At 63.7% G+C, this 18,337-nt stretch carries 16 protein-coding genes; 6 read left to right on the forward strand and 10 right to left on the reverse strand.

Annotated elements, in window-relative coordinates:
• Positions 1-146: 146 nt before the first annotated feature.
• Both EOA19_RS28665 and EOA19_RS28670 read right to left on the reverse strand, forming a co-directional pair.
• The gene (locus EOA19_RS28665) at positions 147-764 is read right to left on the reverse strand and encodes a LysE family translocator (protein ID WP_023814305.1); all 618 of its coding nucleotides are present in this window, start codon (positions 762-764) and stop codon (positions 147-149) included.
• A 157-nt stretch (positions 765-921) separates the two neighbouring features.
• On the reverse strand, positions 922-1,581 hold the full coding sequence (locus tag EOA19_RS28670; protein WP_128305518.1) for a response regulator transcription factor: 660 nt from the start codon (positions 1,579-1,581) through the stop codon (positions 922-924).
• Positions 1,582-1,710: 129 nt separating this feature from the next.
• On the opposite strand from EOA19_RS28670, the gene EOA19_RS28675 reads away from it, so the two are divergent.
• Positions 1,711-3,480 carry an ATP-binding protein gene (locus EOA19_RS28675; RefSeq protein WP_128305519.1) on the forward strand — a complete coding sequence of 590 codons (1,770 nt, stop codon included), beginning with the start codon at positions 1,711-1,713 and terminating at the stop codon, positions 3,478-3,480.
• A gap of 172 nt (positions 3,481-3,652) precedes the next feature.
• On the opposite strand, the gene EOA19_RS28680 is transcribed toward EOA19_RS28675, so the two are convergent.
• From EOA19_RS28680 to EOA19_RS28705, 6 genes are all read right to left on the reverse strand, one after another.
• The gene (locus EOA19_RS28680; protein ID WP_013529179.1) at positions 3,653-4,234 is read right to left on the reverse strand and encodes a CarD family transcriptional regulator; all 582 of its coding nucleotides are present in this window, start codon (positions 4,232-4,234) and stop codon (positions 3,653-3,655) included.
• A 366-nt stretch (positions 4,235-4,600) separates the two neighbouring features.
• The gene (gene fdxA / locus EOA19_RS28685; protein WP_023699302.1) at positions 4,601-4,939 is read right to left on the reverse strand and encodes a ferredoxin FdxA; all 339 of its coding nucleotides are present in this window, start codon (positions 4,937-4,939) and stop codon (positions 4,601-4,603) included.
• 234 nt (positions 4,940-5,173) lie between these two features.
• Positions 5,174-5,560, reverse strand: coding sequence for an RNA-binding S4 domain-containing protein (locus EOA19_RS28690; protein WP_127297242.1), 387 nt, complete (start codon positions 5,558-5,560; stop codon positions 5,174-5,176).
• A gap of 16 nt (positions 5,561-5,576) precedes the next feature.
• Positions 5,577-9,011: a helicase-related protein gene (locus tag EOA19_RS28695; RefSeq protein WP_128305520.1), complete on the reverse strand. Its 3,435-nt coding sequence runs from the start codon at positions 9,009-9,011 to the stop codon at positions 5,577-5,579.
• 720 nt (positions 9,012-9,731) lie between these two features.
• A complete protein-coding gene (gene phbB, locus EOA19_RS28700; RefSeq protein WP_023814310.1) occupies positions 9,732-10,457 on the reverse strand; it encodes an acetoacetyl-CoA reductase in 726 nt (241 codons plus the stop codon).
• A 93-nt stretch (positions 10,458-10,550) separates the two neighbouring features.
• The gene (locus tag EOA19_RS28705) at positions 10,551-11,729 is read right to left on the reverse strand and encodes an acetyl-CoA C-acetyltransferase (protein ID WP_128305521.1); all 1,179 of its coding nucleotides are present in this window, start codon (positions 11,727-11,729) and stop codon (positions 10,551-10,553) included.
• A 301-nt stretch (positions 11,730-12,030) separates the two neighbouring features.
• Here EOA19_RS28705 and phaR point away from each other — a divergent pair, with 301 nt between their 5' ends.
• On the forward strand, positions 12,031-12,642 hold the full coding sequence (gene phaR / locus EOA19_RS28710) for a polyhydroxyalkanoate synthesis repressor PhaR (RefSeq protein ID WP_128305522.1): 612 nt from the start codon (positions 12,031-12,033) through the stop codon (positions 12,640-12,642).
• Between the two features lie 21 nt (positions 12,643-12,663).
• On the opposite strand, the gene EOA19_RS28715 is transcribed toward phaR, so the two are convergent.
• Positions 12,664-13,803, reverse strand: a complete 1,140-nt coding sequence (locus EOA19_RS28715; RefSeq protein WP_128305523.1) for a citrate synthase — start codon at positions 13,801-13,803, stop codon at positions 12,664-12,666.
• A gap of 92 nt (positions 13,804-13,895) precedes the next feature.
• On the opposite strand from EOA19_RS28715, the gene EOA19_RS28720 reads away from it, so the two are divergent.
• The 3 genes from EOA19_RS28720 to EOA19_RS28730 all read left to right on the forward strand — a co-directional run bounded on the left by EOA19_RS28720 (position 13,896) and on the right by EOA19_RS28730 (position 17,130).
• Positions 13,896-14,984: a citrate synthase/methylcitrate synthase gene (locus tag EOA19_RS28720; protein WP_128305524.1), complete on the forward strand. Its 1,089-nt coding sequence runs from the start codon at positions 13,896-13,898 to the stop codon at positions 14,982-14,984.
• 177 nt (positions 14,985-15,161) lie between these two features.
• Positions 15,162-15,953, forward strand: a complete 792-nt coding sequence (locus EOA19_RS28725) for a 3-hydroxybutyrate dehydrogenase (RefSeq protein WP_164893067.1) — start codon at positions 15,162-15,164, stop codon at positions 15,951-15,953.
• Positions 15,954-15,999: 46 nt separating this feature from the next.
• Positions 16,000-17,130: a patatin-like phospholipase family protein gene (locus EOA19_RS28730; protein WP_128305526.1), complete on the forward strand. Its 1,131-nt coding sequence runs from the start codon at positions 16,000-16,002 to the stop codon at positions 17,128-17,130.
• A gap of 23 nt (positions 17,131-17,153) precedes the next feature.
• On the opposite strand, the gene EOA19_RS28735 is transcribed toward EOA19_RS28730, so the two are convergent.
• Positions 17,154-17,753 carry a TetR/AcrR family transcriptional regulator gene (locus EOA19_RS28735; RefSeq protein ID WP_128305527.1) on the reverse strand — a complete coding sequence of 200 codons (600 nt, stop codon included), beginning with the start codon at positions 17,751-17,753 and terminating at the stop codon, positions 17,154-17,156.
• A 122-nt stretch (positions 17,754-17,875) separates the two neighbouring features.
• Here EOA19_RS28735 and EOA19_RS28740 point away from each other — a divergent pair, with 122 nt between their 5' ends.
• The gene (locus EOA19_RS28740) at positions 17,876-18,337 is read left to right on the forward strand and encodes a (2Fe-2S)-binding protein (protein ID WP_128305528.1); all 462 of its coding nucleotides are present in this window, start codon (positions 17,876-17,878) and stop codon (positions 18,335-18,337) included.

Genomic DNA, 18,337 nt, shown 5'->3' on the forward strand with positions numbered 1-18,337 from the left:
CCTGAAGGGGCGCCGGTTTCCGGGATATGTTGCCGGATGCGCGAGCAGGCCGTCAGCCGCCCTCCGGCATACTGCCCTTGCTGTCGGCAGCCGCTAAAATTTCACAGTCGGCTCTCCCCTGAAGCCGCGGCTTTTCATTTGCAGGTTCAGATATGATGGCTGACGAGCGCCACGCCAAGTCCGATGAGGATCGAACCGCATGTCTTGGGGATCACCCGTCCGGCGCCGCCGCCAGTGAACCGGCCAACGGCGAGCGAGGCGATGCCGACCGCCGCCAGGTCGGCCATCGAGAAGATGAGATTGACGACGATGCCGAGGATGAGGAATTGCAACCCTACGGCAAGGGCGGCTGACGGATCCACGAACTGCGGCAGGAAGGTCAGGAAGAACAGTGCCGTCTTGGGATTGAGGATCTCGACGACCATGCTGTCGCGAAATGTGTTCGGGGCCGGCCTGGCACCGTCCTCGCCCATCCGGTTCCAGCCCAGGAACATGGCAAGGCCCAGCGAAATGAGATATGTGGCGCCCGCCAATCGGATCATCGAGAAAGCGACCGGCGCGTGTTCCATCAGTGCGGCGAGTCCGACCGCCGCGGCCAGGATGTGCACGTAACAGCCGAGATGAACACCCAGTGCCGCCATCAATCCCGCCTGACGGCCATGGGCCAGCGTTTGCGCGGTCATGTAGAGAATCGCCGGCCCTGGCATGCAGGCGAAGGCGAGCGTTGCGAGGGCGAACGGAATCCAAAGATCCAGCGACGGCATGACGGCTCCTCCCATGTGATCAAGCCGTGGGAGGAGTAGGCTGGGGGTCAGGCCGAAAACATACGGCAGATGCCGTATTTGGATCGTGATCGGGCTTGGCTAATCTGCCGATGGTTAAGGGGACGTTGCGGGGTTGCCCATCGTCGCGGCTGCGATGTCAGCCGGCGGGCAATCCCAGACGAACCGCGTAGGCGGTCAGTTCGGCGGTGTTGTGGAGATTGAGCTTGCCCATCAGGTTTTCGCGATGCTTGCGAGCGGTCGGCAGGCTGATCCCCAACCGTTCGGCGATGTCGCGCGTGATCATGCCTTGCGCCACCAGTTGAAGGATCTGCCGTTCGCGCCGCGTCAGCGGCACCGGGGAGAGGATTTCCTGTGCGGCTATCGGCTCGCTGCCCCTGCCCATATCGCTGACGGCGAAGCGAACGGTTTTCGCCAGATATGTGCCTCCGTTCTTGACCGCTTCGATGGCGGCGCCAAGTTCCTCGGGATCGCCGTCCTTGGTCAGGTAGGCGTTGGCCCCGGCACTGAGCGCGGCGCGCACCGTCCTCGGCTCGATATTGGCCGTCAGCACCACGATCCGCAGGCGTGGCGCCAAGGTCCTGATGGTGGCGATGAACTGCATCCCGGCGACACCTGGCATGCCGAGGTCGAGGATCAAAAGGTCGGCGCGCGTGCTTCGCAGCTGGCCAAGCAGCGCCTCGCCATCCGCAGCCTCGGCGACGACCGAGACATTGTCCATTGCCGAGATGAGCAGCTTCAGCCCCTCGCGCACGATGGCATGGTCGTCGGCGAGTATGGCGGTGAGCGGGCGATTCATCAGGGCACCATCCAGGACTGCAGCGGCGTATATGGATCGATCGCCAATCTATGCGAAACAGGTTGCCGGTAGATCAACGGTACCGGGGAAGACCGCCCGGAGAATACTTGGGGCAATTGGAGGGCTTCGATGCAGGAAGACAAGATACGCCAGGCCCTGATCGAACTCTTGTATCGCAATTCCTACGGCGTGGTCATCTCCAACATCGTGATCTCGATGGCGGCGGTCTATGTGCTGAGAACGGCCGTTTCCACCAATTGGCTGATCGGCTGGCTAGCGGCGCTGTATCTGCTGACGGCTATCCGGGTGCTGGCGTCGCGCCGTTTTTTCAGCCGCGCCCGGGATCGCCACTCGATCTTGCGCTGGGCATGGCTGGCTACGGCGTTTTCCTGCATGTCGGGCCTTCTGTGGGGTGTGCTTGGCTGGGTCGGCTTCATGCCCGAGGCGCCGATCGTGCTGTCCTTCACGGTCATTGTCCTGACTGGTCTCGTCTGCGGCACGGTGCCGTCTCTGTCGGCCTTTCCACCGGCGCTGGTTGGTTCCATCCTGGCAACGGTGGTGCCGGTCGCCCTGCGCTGCCTGACCACCCAAAGCGATATTTCCGGCGCCTTCCTGTTCCTGCTCGCATCGCTGGTGGCGATCAATTTCTACTACTGCCGTATCACCTACCGCATGCTGCGCGAAACCGTCAGCCTGCGATTGGAGAACGAAACGCTGGTCGAGCATCTGCAAGAGGAACGCGACAGGGCGCAGACCGCCGACCGTGCCAAGACGCGTTTTCTGGCGGCGGCGAGTCACGATCTGCGCCAACCGATCCATGCCCTGAGCCTGCTGGTCTCGACGCTTGCCGTTTTGGGGCAGCGCGGCGACGTACCCTCCGGCGAGGCGCGCGAGCTGGCCAGCCGAGCGAAATCGGTTGTCAGCAACTTCAGTGGGCTGCTCAACGCTTTGCTCGATATCTCCCGGCTCGATGCGGGCATCGTCACGGTCGCGAGCGAGGCGGTGCCGCTGCGCGACCTCTTTGGTGATCTTCGCAATGAATTCGCCGCCGAGGCGAAACAGCGCGGACTTAGGTGGCGCGTGGTCGACAGCGGCCTCTACGTCGACAGCGACCCGATGATGCTGAAGCGCATTCTCAACAACCTGGTGTCGAATGCCTTTCGCTACACCAAGCAAGGTGGTGTCCTGCTGGGCTGTCGCCGGCGCGGCGCATGTGTGGAGATACAGGTCCTGGACAGCGGCCCCGGCATCCCCGCCGATCAGCAGGGGATGGTCTTCGAGGAGTTCGTGCAGTTGCAGAACCCGGCGCGGGACCGCACGCAAGGCCTGGGACTCGGGCTCGCCATCGTTCGCCGCACCGCCGAACTGTTGCGGCACCCCCTGAAATTGGCTTCGACATCCGGACGCGGTTCCCTGTTTTCCATCACCGTCGCGAAGGCCGGCGCGGTGCAAGCTCGCTTAGCGGTCGACACGACATCGCCGGCCAGCAGTACCGCAGGCATCATCGTGGTCGAGGACGAGGGCGATGTTCTCGATGCCATGGTGCGCTTGCTCGGCCTGGAGGGACATCGTGTCTATCCCGGCCGCTCCGCCGGAGAGGCGCGGAAGGCCCATGCGGCGGCGCTGGCTGCCGGCGATGCGCCGGTCGACCTGATCATCGCAGACTACCGTCTCGAGAATGACACCACCGGCACCGACGCGATCCGTGCGCTTCACGCCCATATCGGCCGCGTTGTCCCGACCATCATCATCACCGGCGATACCTCGCCTTCGCGCCTCAAGGAGATCAGCGCCAGCGGCAGCCGCATCCTGCACAAGCCGATCGCCGACGAGGAATTGCGCGAAACCATTGCTGCGGTCTGCTTTGCTGGCAAGGCGACAAGTGGGGACAAACGTTAACCGAAAACGCGCGCTGGACGGCCCGGAGCGCGCCAGCAAGCCGCGATGCAGCACGCTGGTGCGCAGTACATCATCAACATCGAAGCCGCCGCCCGAAAGCAAAAGAGGCCCCGGTCAAACCGGAGCCTCCAATCGTTTCAGGCAGGATCTCTCGAATCAAAGGCGAGAAGGATCAGGCAGCTTCTTCCTGCTCGGCCTCTTCATTGTCGGCCTTGGCGCCACGCTTAGGGCCCTTGTTGAGGTTGACCTCGATCAAGCGCACGGCTTCGGTTTCCGACATGCGGTTGACGGCCGCGATCTCGCGGGCCATGCGGTCGAGCGCCGCCTCATAGAGCTGGCGCTCGGAATAGGACTGCTCCGGCTGGTTGTCGGCGCGGTAGAGGTCGCGCACGACTTCCGAGATCGAGATCAGGTCGCCCGAATTGATCTTCGCATCATATTCCTGGGCGCGGCGCGACCACATGGTGCGCTTGACGCGGGCGCGGCCCTGCACGACCTTCAGCGCGCGCTCGACATAATCCTCTTCCGACAGCTTGCGCATGCCGATGGAGGTCGCCTTGGCAACCGGAACCTTCAGGCGCATCTTGTCCTTCGAGAAGTCGATGACGAACAGTTCCAGCTTGTGTCCAGCAACTTCCTGCTCGTCGATCGAGACGATCTGGCCGACGCCGTGCGCCGGGTAGACGATGTATTCGCCGGTCTTGAAACCGTGACGCGCAGCGGTGGACTTCTTCTGCGGGGTGATCGTTGCCATTACGCCCTGAACTCCTTGTTGTGGCACCGGCGTCCTGCCGGTCCGAACTCGCGCGATCGGGGAAGCCGATCGTTAGCCGCACAACAGATGAACCCATCGGAAAAGCCGGACCGGCAAACGCGACATTGCGACCGCCTGGCCCAGATCGCTCTGGTCCGAATGGGATTTTCACCTTTCAGTGATTTGGGGCGTCTGCGCCATAAATCGACGTTGTGTCACCGGCATGTTTCGCTGATGTAACACAAAAAGTCGGAAGAATCAAGGTTTTGCTGCACAAGCGAAGGCCACAGGCCAGCGCCGCCTGTCAAGCCGGTTAATGCGACGTGCCTCTTACCCAGCGTAATACCGGCCTTTGCGGCCGTGTTGTCAATCGCCTTCGCCGGGCTCTGCCGAGAAGTATTTCTCGAACTTGCCGGCCTCGCCGTCGAAGGATTTGGCGTCGGCCGGCGGTTCCTTCTTGGCGGTGATGTTGGGCCATTTGTCGGCGTATTCGGTGTTGACCTGCAGCCATTTGTCGAGGCCGGGTTCGGTGTCAGGCTTGATCGCGTCGGCCGGGCATTCCGGCTCGCAAACGCCGCAGTCGATGCACTCGTCGGGATGGATGACGAGCATGTTCTCGCCTTCGTAGAAACAGTCGACCGGACAGACTTCGATGCAGTCCATGTATTTGCATTTGATGCAATTGTCGGTCACGACATAGGTCATCGGTCGGCTCCGGGACGTCCCATTTTGTTGGGCTTTTTCCGTCAGGTAACGCCTTTGTCGACCGCTTGCAAGGGTAGCCATTGCGGACGGTGCCGGTGTTTCCGGAATGGAATTCCAGACTGAAGGCCCGGCGGAAGTCAGTCATGTCCCGCAGAGCGTCTGTTTGCCGGGCTCAGTTCTCGCCTCAGGCGTGCCGTTGTCCCAAAACCGCTGCGTGTTTTTGGACGCCAGGCATCAGTCTTCGCCGAGCAATCGGTCGGTCTGGCGACGTTCCTTCTTGGTCGGGCGGCCGCTGCCGGCCTCGCGCAGCCCCGGAATTGCATCGGGAGGGGCTTCGCCCTTCGGTGCGGGCGGTGGCGACATGTCCTCGTAAAGCGTACGGGCCTCCTCGGCCGGGCCGCGCCGCGTACCGGCGCCGAGCACCTTCCAGATGAAGATGCGGCGCTCGAGCGTGATGGTCAGGACGTCGCCTGGCTTGACCTGATCGGAGGCCTGCGCTGCTTTGTCGCGATTGATGCGAACGCGGCCGGCGACGACCAGTTTTGCCGCCAGCGAGCGCGATTTCACGGCGCGTGAGAAGAACAGCCATTTGTCGATGCGCTGGCGGCCTTCGGCAACCATCGAAGCGAGCCGGGTTCTACTTCTTCAACTGGTCGCGCAATGCGGCGAGCTTGGCGAAGGGCGAATCCGGGTCGAAGCGCACCGGGCGCTCCTCGCGCGGCTTGGGCTGGAAGGCCGGCTTGCCGCCTTGCGGACCACCTTTGGCATCCGGCCTGCCACCCTTCCAGTCGGGACGGCCCTCACGGCGGTCGGGACGCTCGCCTTGCGGCCTGCCGTCACGCCGCTGTTCGCCTTCGGCCTGCGGCTTGGGTTTGAATTTCGAGCGGTCGAAGCGCGGCTTGCCGGCTCCATCGCGCCGGCCTTCATGGGCAGGCCGTTCTCCGGGTGCAGCTACGGCCGGTGCGCCGGCGGTATCCACGGGTGCATCGCTTCGACCGCGCGCTTGTCCGTTGCGTGGGCGATTGTTCCTTCGGTTGTCGTCGCGGTTGCGCGGACGCTGTTCGAACCGGCCCTGACGCCACAACAGGATGGGTTTTGGCGCTTCGGCTTCCGGAGCGGGTTCGCCGGCGGCTGCTTCAGTCACCGCCACAGGTTCGTCCGGCGCGGCGTCCGTTGCCGGCGCGGCATTTGACACCAACTCGGCCGTTGCGGCTTCTTCTGCCGCTGCAACTTCGATCTCGGCAGTCTCAGTCTCTGCCTGCGGTTCAATCGGCGCCGGTTCGGCGACGTCGGGCGCAGCCTCGGCTACAGGCGCTTCGTCTTGCACGGTTTCGACAGGAGCGTCCGCCTGTTCTTCCACGGCAGGCGCAGCAGGTTCAGCCGCGGCGTCGGGGGTGATTTCGGCGGGAATTTCGGCCGCGGTTTCCGAAACGGCCACTGCGTCCGATGCCGGCTCCGACCCTTCGATTGCTGCCTCTGCTGCGGCATCCGTTGCCGCGGCTTCCGCCGCTTCGGCCTGCTCGGCTCGTGCAGCTTCTTCCGTCGCAAGCTTCGCCACCGCCGCTTCGCGCGCGGCATTGTCCTGTGCTTCGAGCCGCGCCTTGACCTCGACGGCCGGCTTCGGCTCGGCACGATAGCCGAGACCCTTGAGGATTTCTTCCATGTCGTCGGCGGTGGCGCCGAGGATCGACATCATCGGCGGCGTCACCATGAAGGACTGGCCGTCATAGGCGCCGTCCGGGCGCTGACCGAGGCCGGGCTTCCAGTTGGTCGCCGGACGGATCAGATCCGCCAGCCGTTCCAGTATGTCGATGCGCACGGCGCGACGGCCGAGATTGCGGTAGCCGGCAAGCTTGTAGAACGTCTTGTCGAAAGCAGGATCGATCACCACCGAGGTGCGACCCGAGGCGAGCGCATGGACCACGTCGCCAAAGCCCGGCTTGTCCTTGCCGTCGTTCTTCAGCGCCCACAGCAATGTCACCAGCCCGGCAGGCGCCGGCTTGATCAGCGCCGGCACGAAGACATGGTAGGCGCCGAAGCGCACGCCAAGCCGGCGAAGGGCGGCGCGGCCTTCCTGGTCGAGCGACTTCATCTCCTCGGCGATGTCGCGGCGGTTGATGAGGCCGAAATTCTCGACCAGCTGGAAGGCGATGCCGCGGCCGATGCCAGAAATCTGGTCGGCGTTCCTGAGGTCGACCAGCGGCTTCAGCAGCGACTCGATCTGGAAATTGACGAATCGCTCTGCACGCGCGGCGACCTTGTCGCGCGCCGGGCCGGTCAGCTGTTCGTCGGCCAGCAGCACCAGGCGCGGCTTCAGCGCGTCTTCGCCTGATACCAGCGTGCCGATCGGCGCGCCGATCCAGCGCAGCGTACCATCCGAGCCAAGCGCGATGTCGCCATTGGCCGAGGCGCCGAAGCGTTCGGCGCGCGCTTCGAACTCGGCGGCCAGCGCCTTCTGGGCGGCGGTGCGCACCGCCTTGGCGTCTTCGCCGCCGGCGGTCTGGTCGGCGGTGAAGCGGAACCCTTGCAACTCGCCGACATGGTGGCCTTCGACAAGGACGGTTCCGGTAGGACTAATTTCGGCTTCGGGCATGGTATTTTCTCTAAGGCGCCGCATGAGGACGGAAGTCCTGCGGTCTACGAAGCGTTTCGTCAACCGCTCATGCAGCGCATCCGACAATCTGTCTTCGATTTCGCGCGTCTTTTCCTGCCAGTGTGCCTGATCGGCCAGCCAGCCGGGCCGGTTCGACACGAATGTCCAGGTGCGGATCTGGGCAATGCGATGCGACAGCGTGTCGATATCGCCCTCGGTGGTATCGGCGCGGCGCACCTGCTCGGCCATGTAATTCTCGTCGACATGGCCGTAGCGTGCGAGGTCCGTGTAAATGGAAGCGATGAGGTCGGCATGCTGCGCCGGCGCGATCCTGCGGTAGTCGGGCAGCGCGCAGGCTTCCCACAGCAGCGCCACGCGCTTGGCATTGGTGGTGAGTGCGCGAATGTCCTCGTCGCGCGATAGATGCTCGAGCGCCTGTGCATCGACGGCAGGCAATGCCCGCGTCAGTCCCTCGACGGGGGCGTTGGTCTCGATCGAGCGCTTCAGCGCGTCGAGGCTGGCAAAGTCGAAATGCGCGGTGCGCCACTGCAGCACCTTCACCGGATCGAAATCATGGCCTTCGATCTTCTTGATCAGCTCTTCGTCCAGCGGGTCGACCTGGCCGGTGACACCGAACGTACCGTCACGCAGATGCCGGCCGGCGCGGCCGGCGATCTGGCCGAGCTCGGCCGCGGTCAGGTTGCGATACTGGAAGCCGTCGAACTTGCGGTTCTGGGCGAAGGCGACGTGGTCGAGATCGAGGTTGAGACCCATGCCGATGGCATCGGTGGCGATGAGATAATCGACATCGCCGGACTGGAACAGCGCCACCTGGGCGTTGCGGGTGCGCGGCGAGAGCGCGCCGAGCACAACGGCGGCACCGCCCTGCTGGCGGCGGATCAGCTCGGCGATGGCGTAGACCTCGTCGGCCGAGAAGGCGACGATCGCCGTGCGCCGCGGCAGGCGGGTCAGCTTCTTGGAGCCGGCATAGGCAAGATGCGACAGCCTCGGCCGCGTCACCACCGAGACACCCCTCAGCAGGCGCTGCAGAATGCCATGCATGGTGGCTGCACCGAGCAGCAGCGTTTCCTGGCGGCCGCGCAGATGCAGGATGCGGTCGGTGAAGATGTGGCCACGCTCGAGGTCGCCGGCGAGCTGCACTTCGTCGATGGCGACGAAGGCGGCGTCGGTCTCGCGCGGCATGGCCTCGACAGTGCAGACCGAATATCTGGCGCCCGGCGGCTGGATCTTTTCCTCGCCGGTGATCAGCGCCACTTTGTGGGCGCCGACCTTTTCGCAGACACGGGCGTAGACCTCGCGCGCCAGCAGCCTGAGCGGCAGGCCGATGATACCACTCTCATGCGCCACCATGCGCTCGATTGCGAGATGGGTCTTGCCGGTGTTGGTCGGCCCGAGCACGGCGGTCACGTCGCGGCCCGACAGGATCAGCGGCTCGGTGTGTTTGGGCTGGATGTTCATCAACCTAGAATAAGGCTTCTGGGACCTGGAAATAAGGCTTCTTGGCCTCTGGTTGTCGGGAGCGTGCCTCAAATGGCGCGTATGACAGGCGACACATAGGGATTTCGGGCGCGAAGCGAAAGCGGAATGTTCCGTCGGCGGCGAGAAGGTGGTTTTGTCAAGCTTTCAATCGGCTGCGGATTAACGGATAGAACGAGTCTGGAACGAATCGGCGACGAATCAGTGACTCCTGCAGATTCAGCTTTTGTTCACGGCTACATGTGGATTTCGCGACCGCGAGTCGCACCACATGCTGAATCGCTGAACTGGCCCGTTTGATGCTAAGAGGGCGTTGCCGTTAACCTTTGCCTGGAAACAATCACGGTGGCTTGGCGCGCCTCGACCAACATTATGAAATTGTTGATCTTTCTTAACCTGCGTTAAGCAGTTGGGCAGGCGATTCCGGCTGTCGTCGTTAACGTTCAGCTCATAGCCGGAACGAATCGGCGACGAATCGGCGATGGCGTAATTTTCCCGATTTGTTCACCCCAATATCTTGTGTTGTGAACAGTTTATCCACCGAGAATCCACAGGTTGCCAGGGAGCTTTTGCACAGGGCGGCTGCCGGCTGTTAACCTTCGCGTGCCGAATTGGGTCAGCTACGGTCGCGAGCACGTCAAAGGGACCGTGCCGGAAACGGGCCGGTGTGCCGGCCCGTCGATCTCCTACATCGCCACGTCATCAGGCGAAGTATTGGCCACCGTTGGCCGTGATGGTCGAGCCGGTGATGAAGCCGGCATCTTCGGATGCGAGGAAGACGACGCAGCGCGCGATCTCTTCCGGTTCGCCGAGGCGGCCGACGGGGATTTGCGGGATGATGCGGTCGTTGAGCACCCTCTCGTCGATCGCCTTGACCATCTCGGTGGCGATGTAGCCAGGGCAGATGACGTTGACGGTGATGCCCGCGCGAGCTCCCTCTTGAGCGAGGGCTTTGCTGAAACCGATGTCGCCAGCCTTCGCGGCGGAATAGTTGACCTGGCCGGCCTGGCCTTTCTGGCCGTTGATCGACGAGATGGTGATGACGCGGCCGAACTTGCGGTCGCGCATGCCGCTCCACAGCGGATGCGTCATGTTGAAGACGCCGGACAGGTTGGTGTCGATGACCTCTTTCCACTGCTCGCGCGTGATCTTGTGGAACATGGCGTCGCGGGTGATGCCGGCATTGTTGACTAGCACCGAGACCGGGCCGAGATCGGCCTCGACCTGCTTGATGCCGGCCGCGCAGGAATCATAGTCGGCGACCGACCATTTGTAGACCGGAATGCCGGTCTCGGCCTTGAATTTCGCCGCTGCGGCGTCATTGCCGGCGTAGTTCGCGGCAACCGAATAGCCGACGGTCTTCAATGCGATCGAGATCGCCGCCCCGATGCCGCGCGATCCGCCTGTGACGATTGCTACCTTGGTCATGCATTTCCCCTTTTTTTGATACCGCCCTGTTGTCGGGCTTGGCAGGCACTGGATACAGAACGGGCGGCTCGCGCCGCCCGGTTGGTGAGTTCTTCAGAGTGCTTCGATACACATGGCGACGCCCATGCCGCCGCCGATGCACAGGGTAGCGAGACCCTTCTTGGCGCCGCGCCGGCGCATCTCGAAGACCAGCGTGTTGAAGACACGGGCGCCGGAAGCACCGATCGGGTGGCCGATGGCGATGGCGCCGCCATTGACGTTGACGATCGAGGGGTCCCAGCCCATGTCCTTGTTGACGGCGCAGGCCTGCGCGGCAAAGGCCTCGTTGGCCTCGACCAGGTCGAGATCGCCGACCGACCAGCCGGCCTTTTCCAAGGCCTTGCGCGATGCTGGGATCGGGCCGGTGCCCATGATCTGCGGATCGACGCCGGCGGTTGCCCAGGACACGATGCGTGCCAGCGGGGTGATGCCGCGCCTCACCGCTTCCGCCTCGCTCATCAGCAGCGCGCCGGCGGCACCGTCATTGATGCCGGAGGCGTTGGCGGCGGTCACCGTGCCGTCCTTGTCAAAGGCCGGCTTCAGCTTGGTCATGGCGTCGAGCGTGGCGCCATGGCGGATGTATTCGTCCTGGTCGACAATGGTGTCGCCCTTCTTGCCCTTGAGTGTGACGGCGACGATCTCGTCCTTGAACTTGCCGGCCTTTTGCGCGGCCTCGGCCTTGTTCTGCGAAGCCAGCGCAAACTGATCCTGGTCTTCGCGGGTGATCTGGAACTGACGTGCCACGTTTTCGGCGGTGTTGCCCATGTGATAACCGTTGAAGGCATCCCACAGCCCGTCCTTGATCATGGTGTCGATCAACTTGAAGTCGCCCATCTTGACGCCGGCGCGCAGGTGCTGGGCATGGGTCGAAAGCGACATCGATTCCTGGCCGCCGGCGACGATGACCTTGGCATCGCCGGTGGCGATCTGCTGCATGCCGAGCGCAATGGCACGCAGGCCCGAGCCGCAAACCTGATTGAGGCCCCAGGCTGTGGTTTCCTTGGGCAAGCCAGCATTGATCGATGCCTGGCGGGCCGGGTTCTGGCCTTGCGCGGCGGTCAGCACCTGGCCGAGGATGACCTCGTCGACCTCGCCTGGTTCGACACCGGCACGTGACAGCAATTCCCTGATGACAACGGCACCGAGCTCATGCGCCGGGGTGGCGGCAAAGGCGCCGTTGAAGGAGCCGACCGGCGTGCGCGCCGCGCTGGCAATGACGATGGAAGCGGACATTTTCTTCTCCAGACTTCAAGGGTGTCGTTCTGTCGTTAGGGACTTTTCTTGCCCTTTCCCAACCCCAAGTCAAACCGGAAATAGGCAGGGCGCCCATGCGCCGCAAGCAGGTCGTGCCTTGCCATGGCGGCCATTCGTCCATTGCTGCGCAGCATATTTTGCCTGCTATGCAGCATTTAGTGATCCCGCACTGCACAAACTGCTTGGAATTGTGAAGCTTTTGCGCATATCCTCAAAAAAAAGGCACAATCGTTATCGGCGGCTTGCTCAGAGGCGCGCCGGTGTCCCCGGGAGGATGTAGATGGCCGCTAAAGACGATCCGATCATCATCAAGAAATACGCCAATCGCCGCCTCTACAACACCGGCACCAGCACCTATGTGACGCTCGAGGACCTCGCCGAGATGGTCAAGAAGGGCGAGGAGTTCACCGTCCAGGACGCCAAGACCGGCGACGACATCACGCATCCGGTGCTGACCCAGATCATCTTCGAACTGGAGAACAAGGACGGGCAAAACATGCTGCCGATCCCGTTCCTGCGCCAGCTCATCGCTTATTACGGCGACCAGATGCAGATGATCGTGCCGAGCTTCCTCGAACAGTCGATGCTCGCCTTTTCCAAGGAGCAGGAGCGCTTTCGCGAGCAGATGAAGGGGGCGATCGGCAAGTCGCCGCTCGACATGATGAAGATCACTACGCCGATCAAGGCGCTGGAGGAACAGACACGCCGCAACATGGAAATGTTCCAGAATGCGATGCGGCTGTTCACGCCGTTCCCGCCCGCTGGCTCTACGCCGGCGGCTGCGCCAACGCCCGAGCCGGCCAGGAAGGAAACGGCTGACAAGCCCGACGACCTTCAGGAGCTGAAGGACCAGATCGCGGCCATGCAGCGCAAACTCGACACGATGTCGTGAGCGCCTGGCGCTCTCGCGATCTTACGGCAGTATTCCCTCGTAGCGGCCGCGCGGCCGGATAAGGCCTCCGCCTGTTATCTGTTCGACCGTGTGCGCTGCCCAGCCGACGCTGCGTGCGAGCGCAAACAGGCGGAACGGCGTATCGCGCGGCAAGCCAAGACTGCGCGTCAGCGCGGCCAGCCCAAAGTCGATGTTGGGAAGCGCGCCGGTCGCCGCAAAGGCAGCGTCGCGCAGCGACGATAGTGTGCCGTCAACCTCGATCACCGACAGAAGCGCTGCCCCTCGGGGGTCGCCGTCGGGATAGAGCTGATGACCGAACCCCGGCAGCGGCCGGTCATGGCTGAGCCAGCGCCGAATCGCCGCATCGGTGCCATGCCGCGCAGCATCCTCGGCCAGTTGCATCACCGCCTCGCCGGCGCCGCCATGGCGAGGGCCTGACAGCGTCGCGAGCCCGGCCAGCAGGCAAGCGGCCAGCGGCGCGCCGGTGGAGGCTGCGACGCGCGCGGCGAAGGTCGATGCATTCAGCTCATGATCGGCAAGCAGGACAAGCGCGCGGCGGATCGCATCTGCGCCGCCGGCATCCACCGACCAGTCCTGCGCAAGCCGCTGATGGACCGGATCCGGCCCCGCCGGTGCGCCCAGCGCGGCGGCCAGCACGCCGACCGCGTGCGCGGCGTCGGCATGCAGCGAGGCGGCGCTGCGCCCAAGCGATGGGCGCCCCTGGCCGGCAAGCACGGCAAGTCGCGCAAAGGCCGCAGCCCGGCCAGCTTGATGGGGTGCGTCCGGCGATGGTGCTTCGAAAGCCGCCGGTTCCGGCAGAGCCCAGAGAACGGCGGCGGCTTCTTCCAGTGTGGCGTGCCCGGAGAGCACCGCGGCGTCCTGCCCGCGATAGATGAGCCGACCGTGCGAGACGGTCGAGATCGCCGTTGCGATCGAGGGCTCGCCCCAGGCAATGGCGCTTTCAGCGATGGCTGATGGGCTCCGTCCGCGCGCCCTCCGCGTTGCCAGCGCTTCTATATCGTCGGCACGATACTGGCTGCGGCGCGGATCGGCGCGGTCGGGCCGCATGCCGATGCGCCCACGGCTGACATAGGCGTACAGCGTCTGCGCCCGCACCTTGAGCCTCTCCAGCGCTTCTTCCCTGGACAACCACTCCGACATATCGAACCCCAATATTGATTCTATTGATCAAGATTGATGGAAACGTTGCCCATCTCTATCTCCGATCTGGAAATGCTTCAAGGAGACAGGCTATGGCGAATGGGCTCGATGACGTGGTGGCGGCGGAAACCGTGCTTTCCGATGTGGATGGTCTTGGCGGCCGTCTGACGATCCGAGGTCATTCGCTGCCCGAGCTGGCCGGCCGCTGGGACTATGCTCAGGTGATGCGCCTGCTGCTCGACGGCTTCTTCGACAATCTTCCCGGCGATGCGAAGCTGACGGGTGCGCTGGGCCAGGCACGTGCTGAGGTGTTCGAGCGACTATTGCCCTCGTTGCCCCGGCTGGCGTCGCTCGATGTCTACAGCGCCATGCGCGCCGGCATGGCGCTGCTGCCGGACGGCGACACATCGACGAACGCCTTGCTGCTCATCGCAGCGCCCGCCGTGCTGACGCCGGCCCTGCTGCGCCTGCAGCGCGGCGAGGAGCCGATCGCGCCGGACAGCCGGGCCGATCATGCCGCCGACATGTTGAGGATGCTGAACGGCAGCGTCGCCTCGCCGGCGCTGGCGAAGGCGCTCGACACCTATCTGGTGACCGTCTGCGACCACGGCCTCAACGCATCGACCTTCGCCACCCGCGTGGTCGCTTCGACACTGGCCGGCCTGACATCGTCCGTGCTGGCCGGGCTCGGCGCACTCAAGGGGCCGCTGCATGGCGGGGCGCCCGGTCCGGTGATCGAGATGCTGGATGCGATCCAGGCGCATGGCGATGCCGCCGGCTGGCTTCGCGACGAGATCGCGCACGGCAGGCGCATCATGGGCTTCGGCCACCGCATCTACCGCGTGCGCGATCCGCGCGCCGATGTGCTGAAGTCCGTCGTGCGGCAACTCGGCGGCGAGGGCGAAACCGGCCGCCGGCTGGCATTCGCGGAGACAGTGGAACAGCTAGCGCTCGACGTGCTGCGGATCGCCAAGCCGTCGCGCTCGCTGCAGACCAATGTGGAGTTCTACACCGCGCTGCTGCTGGAGGCGGCGGGCTTTCCGCCACAAGCTTTCAGCAATGTCTTTGCCACCGGGCGCGTCGCCGGCTGGATCGCGCATGCGCGCGAGCAGCAGACGATCGGGCGGCTGATCCGCCCGCAGTCGCGCTATGTCGGGCCTGTGCCGGAGCTGGCTGCCTGAGGCTTATCGGCGCCTGGCGAGCGACCGGCGATCCAAACGATATCCTCCTGGTGAGCGGCCGTGTGGCCGCTTATGACGAAAATTTCATCTCGCCCACAAATCTGGCCGCTGTTATTGCGTCGTATTGAGCATATATGCTGCACTGCAACATAGATGCATTCTTGCCGTAACCAGAGGATTCCGCCCTTGGCCGCCAGAAAAACCGCAGTCATCACCGGCTCCACATCGGGCATTGGCCTGGCCATCGCCCAGGCGCTGGCGGCCGAAGGCCGCAACGTCGTCGTCAACTCTTTCTCCGACACGACCGCCGACCACGCCATGGCCGACGCGATTGCCAAACAGTATGGAGTGAAGACCGCCTACATCAAGGCCGATATGTCGAAACCGGCGGAATGCCGGGCGCTTGTCGCCAAGGCGGCCGCAACATTCGGTTCGGTCAATATCCTGGTCAACAATGCCGGCATCCAGCATGTCGCGCCGGTGGAAGAATTCCCGATCGAGAAATGGGACGCCATCATCGCCATCAACCTGTCGTCGGCATTCCACACCATTGCAGCCGCCATTCCGCTGATGAAAAAGGCCGGCGGCGGGCGGATCGTCAACATCGCCTCGGCACACGGCCTGGTCGCGTCGCCGTTCAAGTCGGCCTATGTCTCGGCCAAGCACGGCATCATGGGATTGACGAAGACCGTCGCGCTCGAACTGGCGCGCGAAAAAATCACCTGCAACGCCATCTGCCCGGGCTATGTGCTGACGCCGCTGGTCGAGGCGCAGATCCCCGATCAGATGAAGGCCCATCAGATGGACCGCGAGACCGTCATCCGTGAGGTCATGCTGGACAAGCAGCCGACCAAGGAATTCGTCACGGTGGAGCAGATCGCGGCAGCGGCGGTGTTCCTGTGCTCGGACGCGGCAGCGCAGATCAACGGCACGCATCTCTCGGTAGATGGCGGCTGGACCGCCGCGTGAGGCGCGAAATCTTCTCATCTACCCAAAACGAACCAAGGACGACGCCATGACCAAAAACGGCAAGGCGGAGGAGACGAAGAAGATAAACGTCGCACTTCAGGGCGGCGGCTCGCACGGGGCCTTTTCCTGGGGTGTGCTCGACCGGCTGCTGGAGGACGGCAGGCTGGAGATATCAGCAGTGTCCGGCACCAGCGCCGGCGCCATGAACGCGGTGGCGCTGGCCGACGGATATGTGCGCGGCGGTGTCGAGGGAGCGCGGCAAAAACTTGAGGATTTCTGGCGCGCGGTGGCGGCCAAGGGCCGGTTCAGCCCAGTGCAGCGCATGCCGTGGGATGTCGCCTGGGGCAACTGGTCGATCGAGAATACGCCTGGCTATGTCTTCTTCGACACCATGTCGCGGGTGTTCTCGCCTTACGTCGCCAATCCGCTCGGCCTTAACCCGCTGCGCGACGTGGTGGAGCAGGAGATCGATTTCGACAATGTCCGCGCCTGCAAGTCGATGGAACTGTTCATCTCGGCGACCAATGTCGAGACCGGACAGTTGCGCGTTTTTTCCGACGGCGAGATCGACCTCGACGTGGTGATGGCTTCGGCCTGTCTGCCGCAATTGTTCCGCGCCGTCGAGATCAAGGGCGTGCCCTACTGGGACGGCGGCTATGGCGGCAACCCGGCGCTCTATCCGTTCTTCAAGACCGCGGCGACCGAGGATGTGCTCCTGGTGCAGATCAATCCGGTGGTGCGGGAGGGAACGCCAAGGAGCGCCAACGAGATCCAGAACCGCATCGACGAGATCACCTTCAACGCCGGGCTGCTGCGAGAATTCCGCTCGATCGCCTTCGTCAAGGAACTGATCGCCGCCGGCCGTCTGCCGCATGGCGAATATCGCGACATCCGCATGCACCGCATCGATGCCGACGAGGCGTTCAAGGACCTGTCGGCGTCATCAAAGGTCAATGCCGAATGGGCGTTCCTGACGTATCTCAGAGACCTCGGCCGCACAGCCGCCAGCGACTGGCTGGAAGAGAATTACGACGCCGTCGGCAAGCGACCGACGCTCGATCTCTCCGGTGAACTCGATGACGGCTTCAAGCCGGTGCGCGGTCCGGCACCCGGCCGGCGGGTCAAGGAATTCCTCGCTGTGCGCAAAAATCCGGAGGTGGTTCGCCGTCGGGCCTGAACTGAAACCCGATACAGCTGGTTTCATCGAGCTTTCAAGGTTAGGTCGATCACCCTGATCAGGGCAGCGGCCGCCTGCCGCTGTCCCTCCGGATCTCTGATCCGCGCCTTCATGCCTTCCAACCCGTCGAGCAGCATGTCGGCGAGCAGTTGTGTCGACAGGCCCCTGGCCGCCAAGTCGACGCCGTTCCTGGCTGCCTCGCCCTGGATCGCGGCGGCAATATGTTCGCCAAGCCCGCCGCGCCAGCAGCCGACCAGATCGCCAAGGCTCGATTTCATGTCCAGCAGTTCGGCGCCGTGCGGCGAGGCAACAACGGCGCCCATCATCGAGATGAACGCCTCGTCGATGGCGCGGATCATGCGCTCGATGAAAGGGCCATCGCCGGATAGGGCAATCTTTGCCGCCTCGACCGAGCGCGACAGGATCATCATGGCGATGGCGCGGAAAATGTCGGTCTTGTTCTTGAACAAGAGATAGAGCGCCGGGCGCGACATGTCTGCGGCGCGGGCGATGTCGTCCATGGTGGTGCGGGTGAAGCCATAGGCCAAAAACACCTTCATCGCGCCATCCAGGATACGGACGCGTTTGGGATCTGTGGCGGCGATGTCTTCGATCTGGTTCATGGAGCAATTCTATCCTGCAAAATCCTATTTGACAAAATGACGAAATTTGTCAATCTGTATTGGGCCAAACGGCCGAGGGGACGCTTCGCCCTTGGCAGTGGACGACAACAAAGGGTATCCCCATGCGCCTTACCGTCGACGGTCAGTCTTTCGATATCGATGCCGATCCTGACATGCCGCTGCTGTGGGCGCTGCGCGATCTCATTGGCAAGACCGGGCCGAAATTCGGCTGCGGTATCGCCGCCTGCGGCGCCTGCACGGTGCATGTGGACGGTCAGCCGATGCGTTCCTGCTCACTCCCGGTTGGGCAGGTCAGTGGCGCTGTCACGACCATTGAAGGCATCGGCACAGCAGGCAGACTGCATGCGGTGCAGCAGGTATGGCTGGAGGAACAGGTCGCGCAATGCGGCTACTGCCAGCCCGGCCAGATCATGAGCGCGGTGGCGCTGCTCGACGAAGTCGCCAACCCAAGCGACGCCGATATCGACAACGCCATGGGCGGCAATCTCTGCCGCTGCGGCACCTATCCCAAAATCCGCTCGGCCATCAAGAAGGCCGCGGCGCTCAAGACGGCGGGGCTCTGA

This window comes from Mesorhizobium sp. M7A.F.Ca.US.010.02.1.1, assembly GCF_004023085.1.
GTDB lineage: Bacteria > Pseudomonadota > Alphaproteobacteria > Rhizobiales > Rhizobiaceae > Mesorhizobium.

Excerpts from the sequence above, each read along its gene's own strand:
- EOA19_RS28705 (WP_128305521.1), bottom strand. The coding sequence starts at position 11,729 with ATGTCCGCTTCCATCGTCATTGCCAGCGCGGCGCGCACGCCGGTCGGC.
- EOA19_RS28735 (WP_128305527.1), bottom strand. The coding sequence starts at position 17,753 with ATGAACCAGATCGAAGACATCGCCGCCACAGATCCCAAACGCGTCCGT.
- EOA19_RS28680 (WP_013529179.1), bottom strand. The coding sequence starts at position 4,234 with ATGGCAACGATCACCCCGCAGAAGAAGTCCACCGCTGCGCGTCACGGT.
- EOA19_RS28675 (WP_128305519.1), top strand. The coding sequence starts at position 1,711 with ATGCAGGAAGACAAGATACGCCAGGCCCTGATCGAACTCTTGTATCGC.
- fdxA (WP_023699302.1), bottom strand. The coding sequence starts at position 4,939 with ATGACCTATGTCGTGACCGACAATTGCATCAAATGCAAATACATGGAC.
- EOA19_RS28665 (WP_023814305.1), bottom strand. The coding sequence starts at position 764 with ATGCCGTCGCTGGATCTTTGGATTCCGTTCGCCCTCGCAACGCTCGCC.
- EOA19_RS28695 (WP_128305520.1), bottom strand. The coding sequence starts at position 9,011 with ATGAACATCCAGCCCAAACACACCGAGCCGCTGATCCTGTCGGGCCGC.
- phbB (WP_023814310.1), bottom strand. The coding sequence starts at position 10,457 with ATGACCAAGGTAGCAATCGTCACAGGCGGATCGCGCGGCATCGGGGCG.
- EOA19_RS28715 (WP_128305523.1), bottom strand. The coding sequence starts at position 13,803 with ATGTCGGAGTGGTTGTCCAGGGAAGAAGCGCTGGAGAGGCTCAAGGTG.
- EOA19_RS28730 (WP_128305526.1), top strand. The coding sequence starts at position 16,000 with ATGACCAAAAACGGCAAGGCGGAGGAGACGAAGAAGATAAACGTCGCA.
- EOA19_RS28690 (WP_127297242.1), bottom strand. The coding sequence starts at position 5,560 with ATGGTTGCCGAAGGCCGCCAGCGCATCGACAAATGGCTGTTCTTCTCA.
- EOA19_RS28720 (WP_128305524.1), top strand. The coding sequence starts at position 13,896 with ATGGCGAATGGGCTCGATGACGTGGTGGCGGCGGAAACCGTGCTTTCC.
- phaR (WP_128305522.1), top strand. The coding sequence starts at position 12,031 with ATGGCCGCTAAAGACGATCCGATCATCATCAAGAAATACGCCAATCGC.
- EOA19_RS28670 (WP_128305518.1), bottom strand. The coding sequence starts at position 1,581 with ATGAATCGCCCGCTCACCGCCATACTCGCCGACGACCATGCCATCGTG.
- EOA19_RS28740 (WP_128305528.1), top strand. The coding sequence starts at position 17,876 with ATGCGCCTTACCGTCGACGGTCAGTCTTTCGATATCGATGCCGATCCT.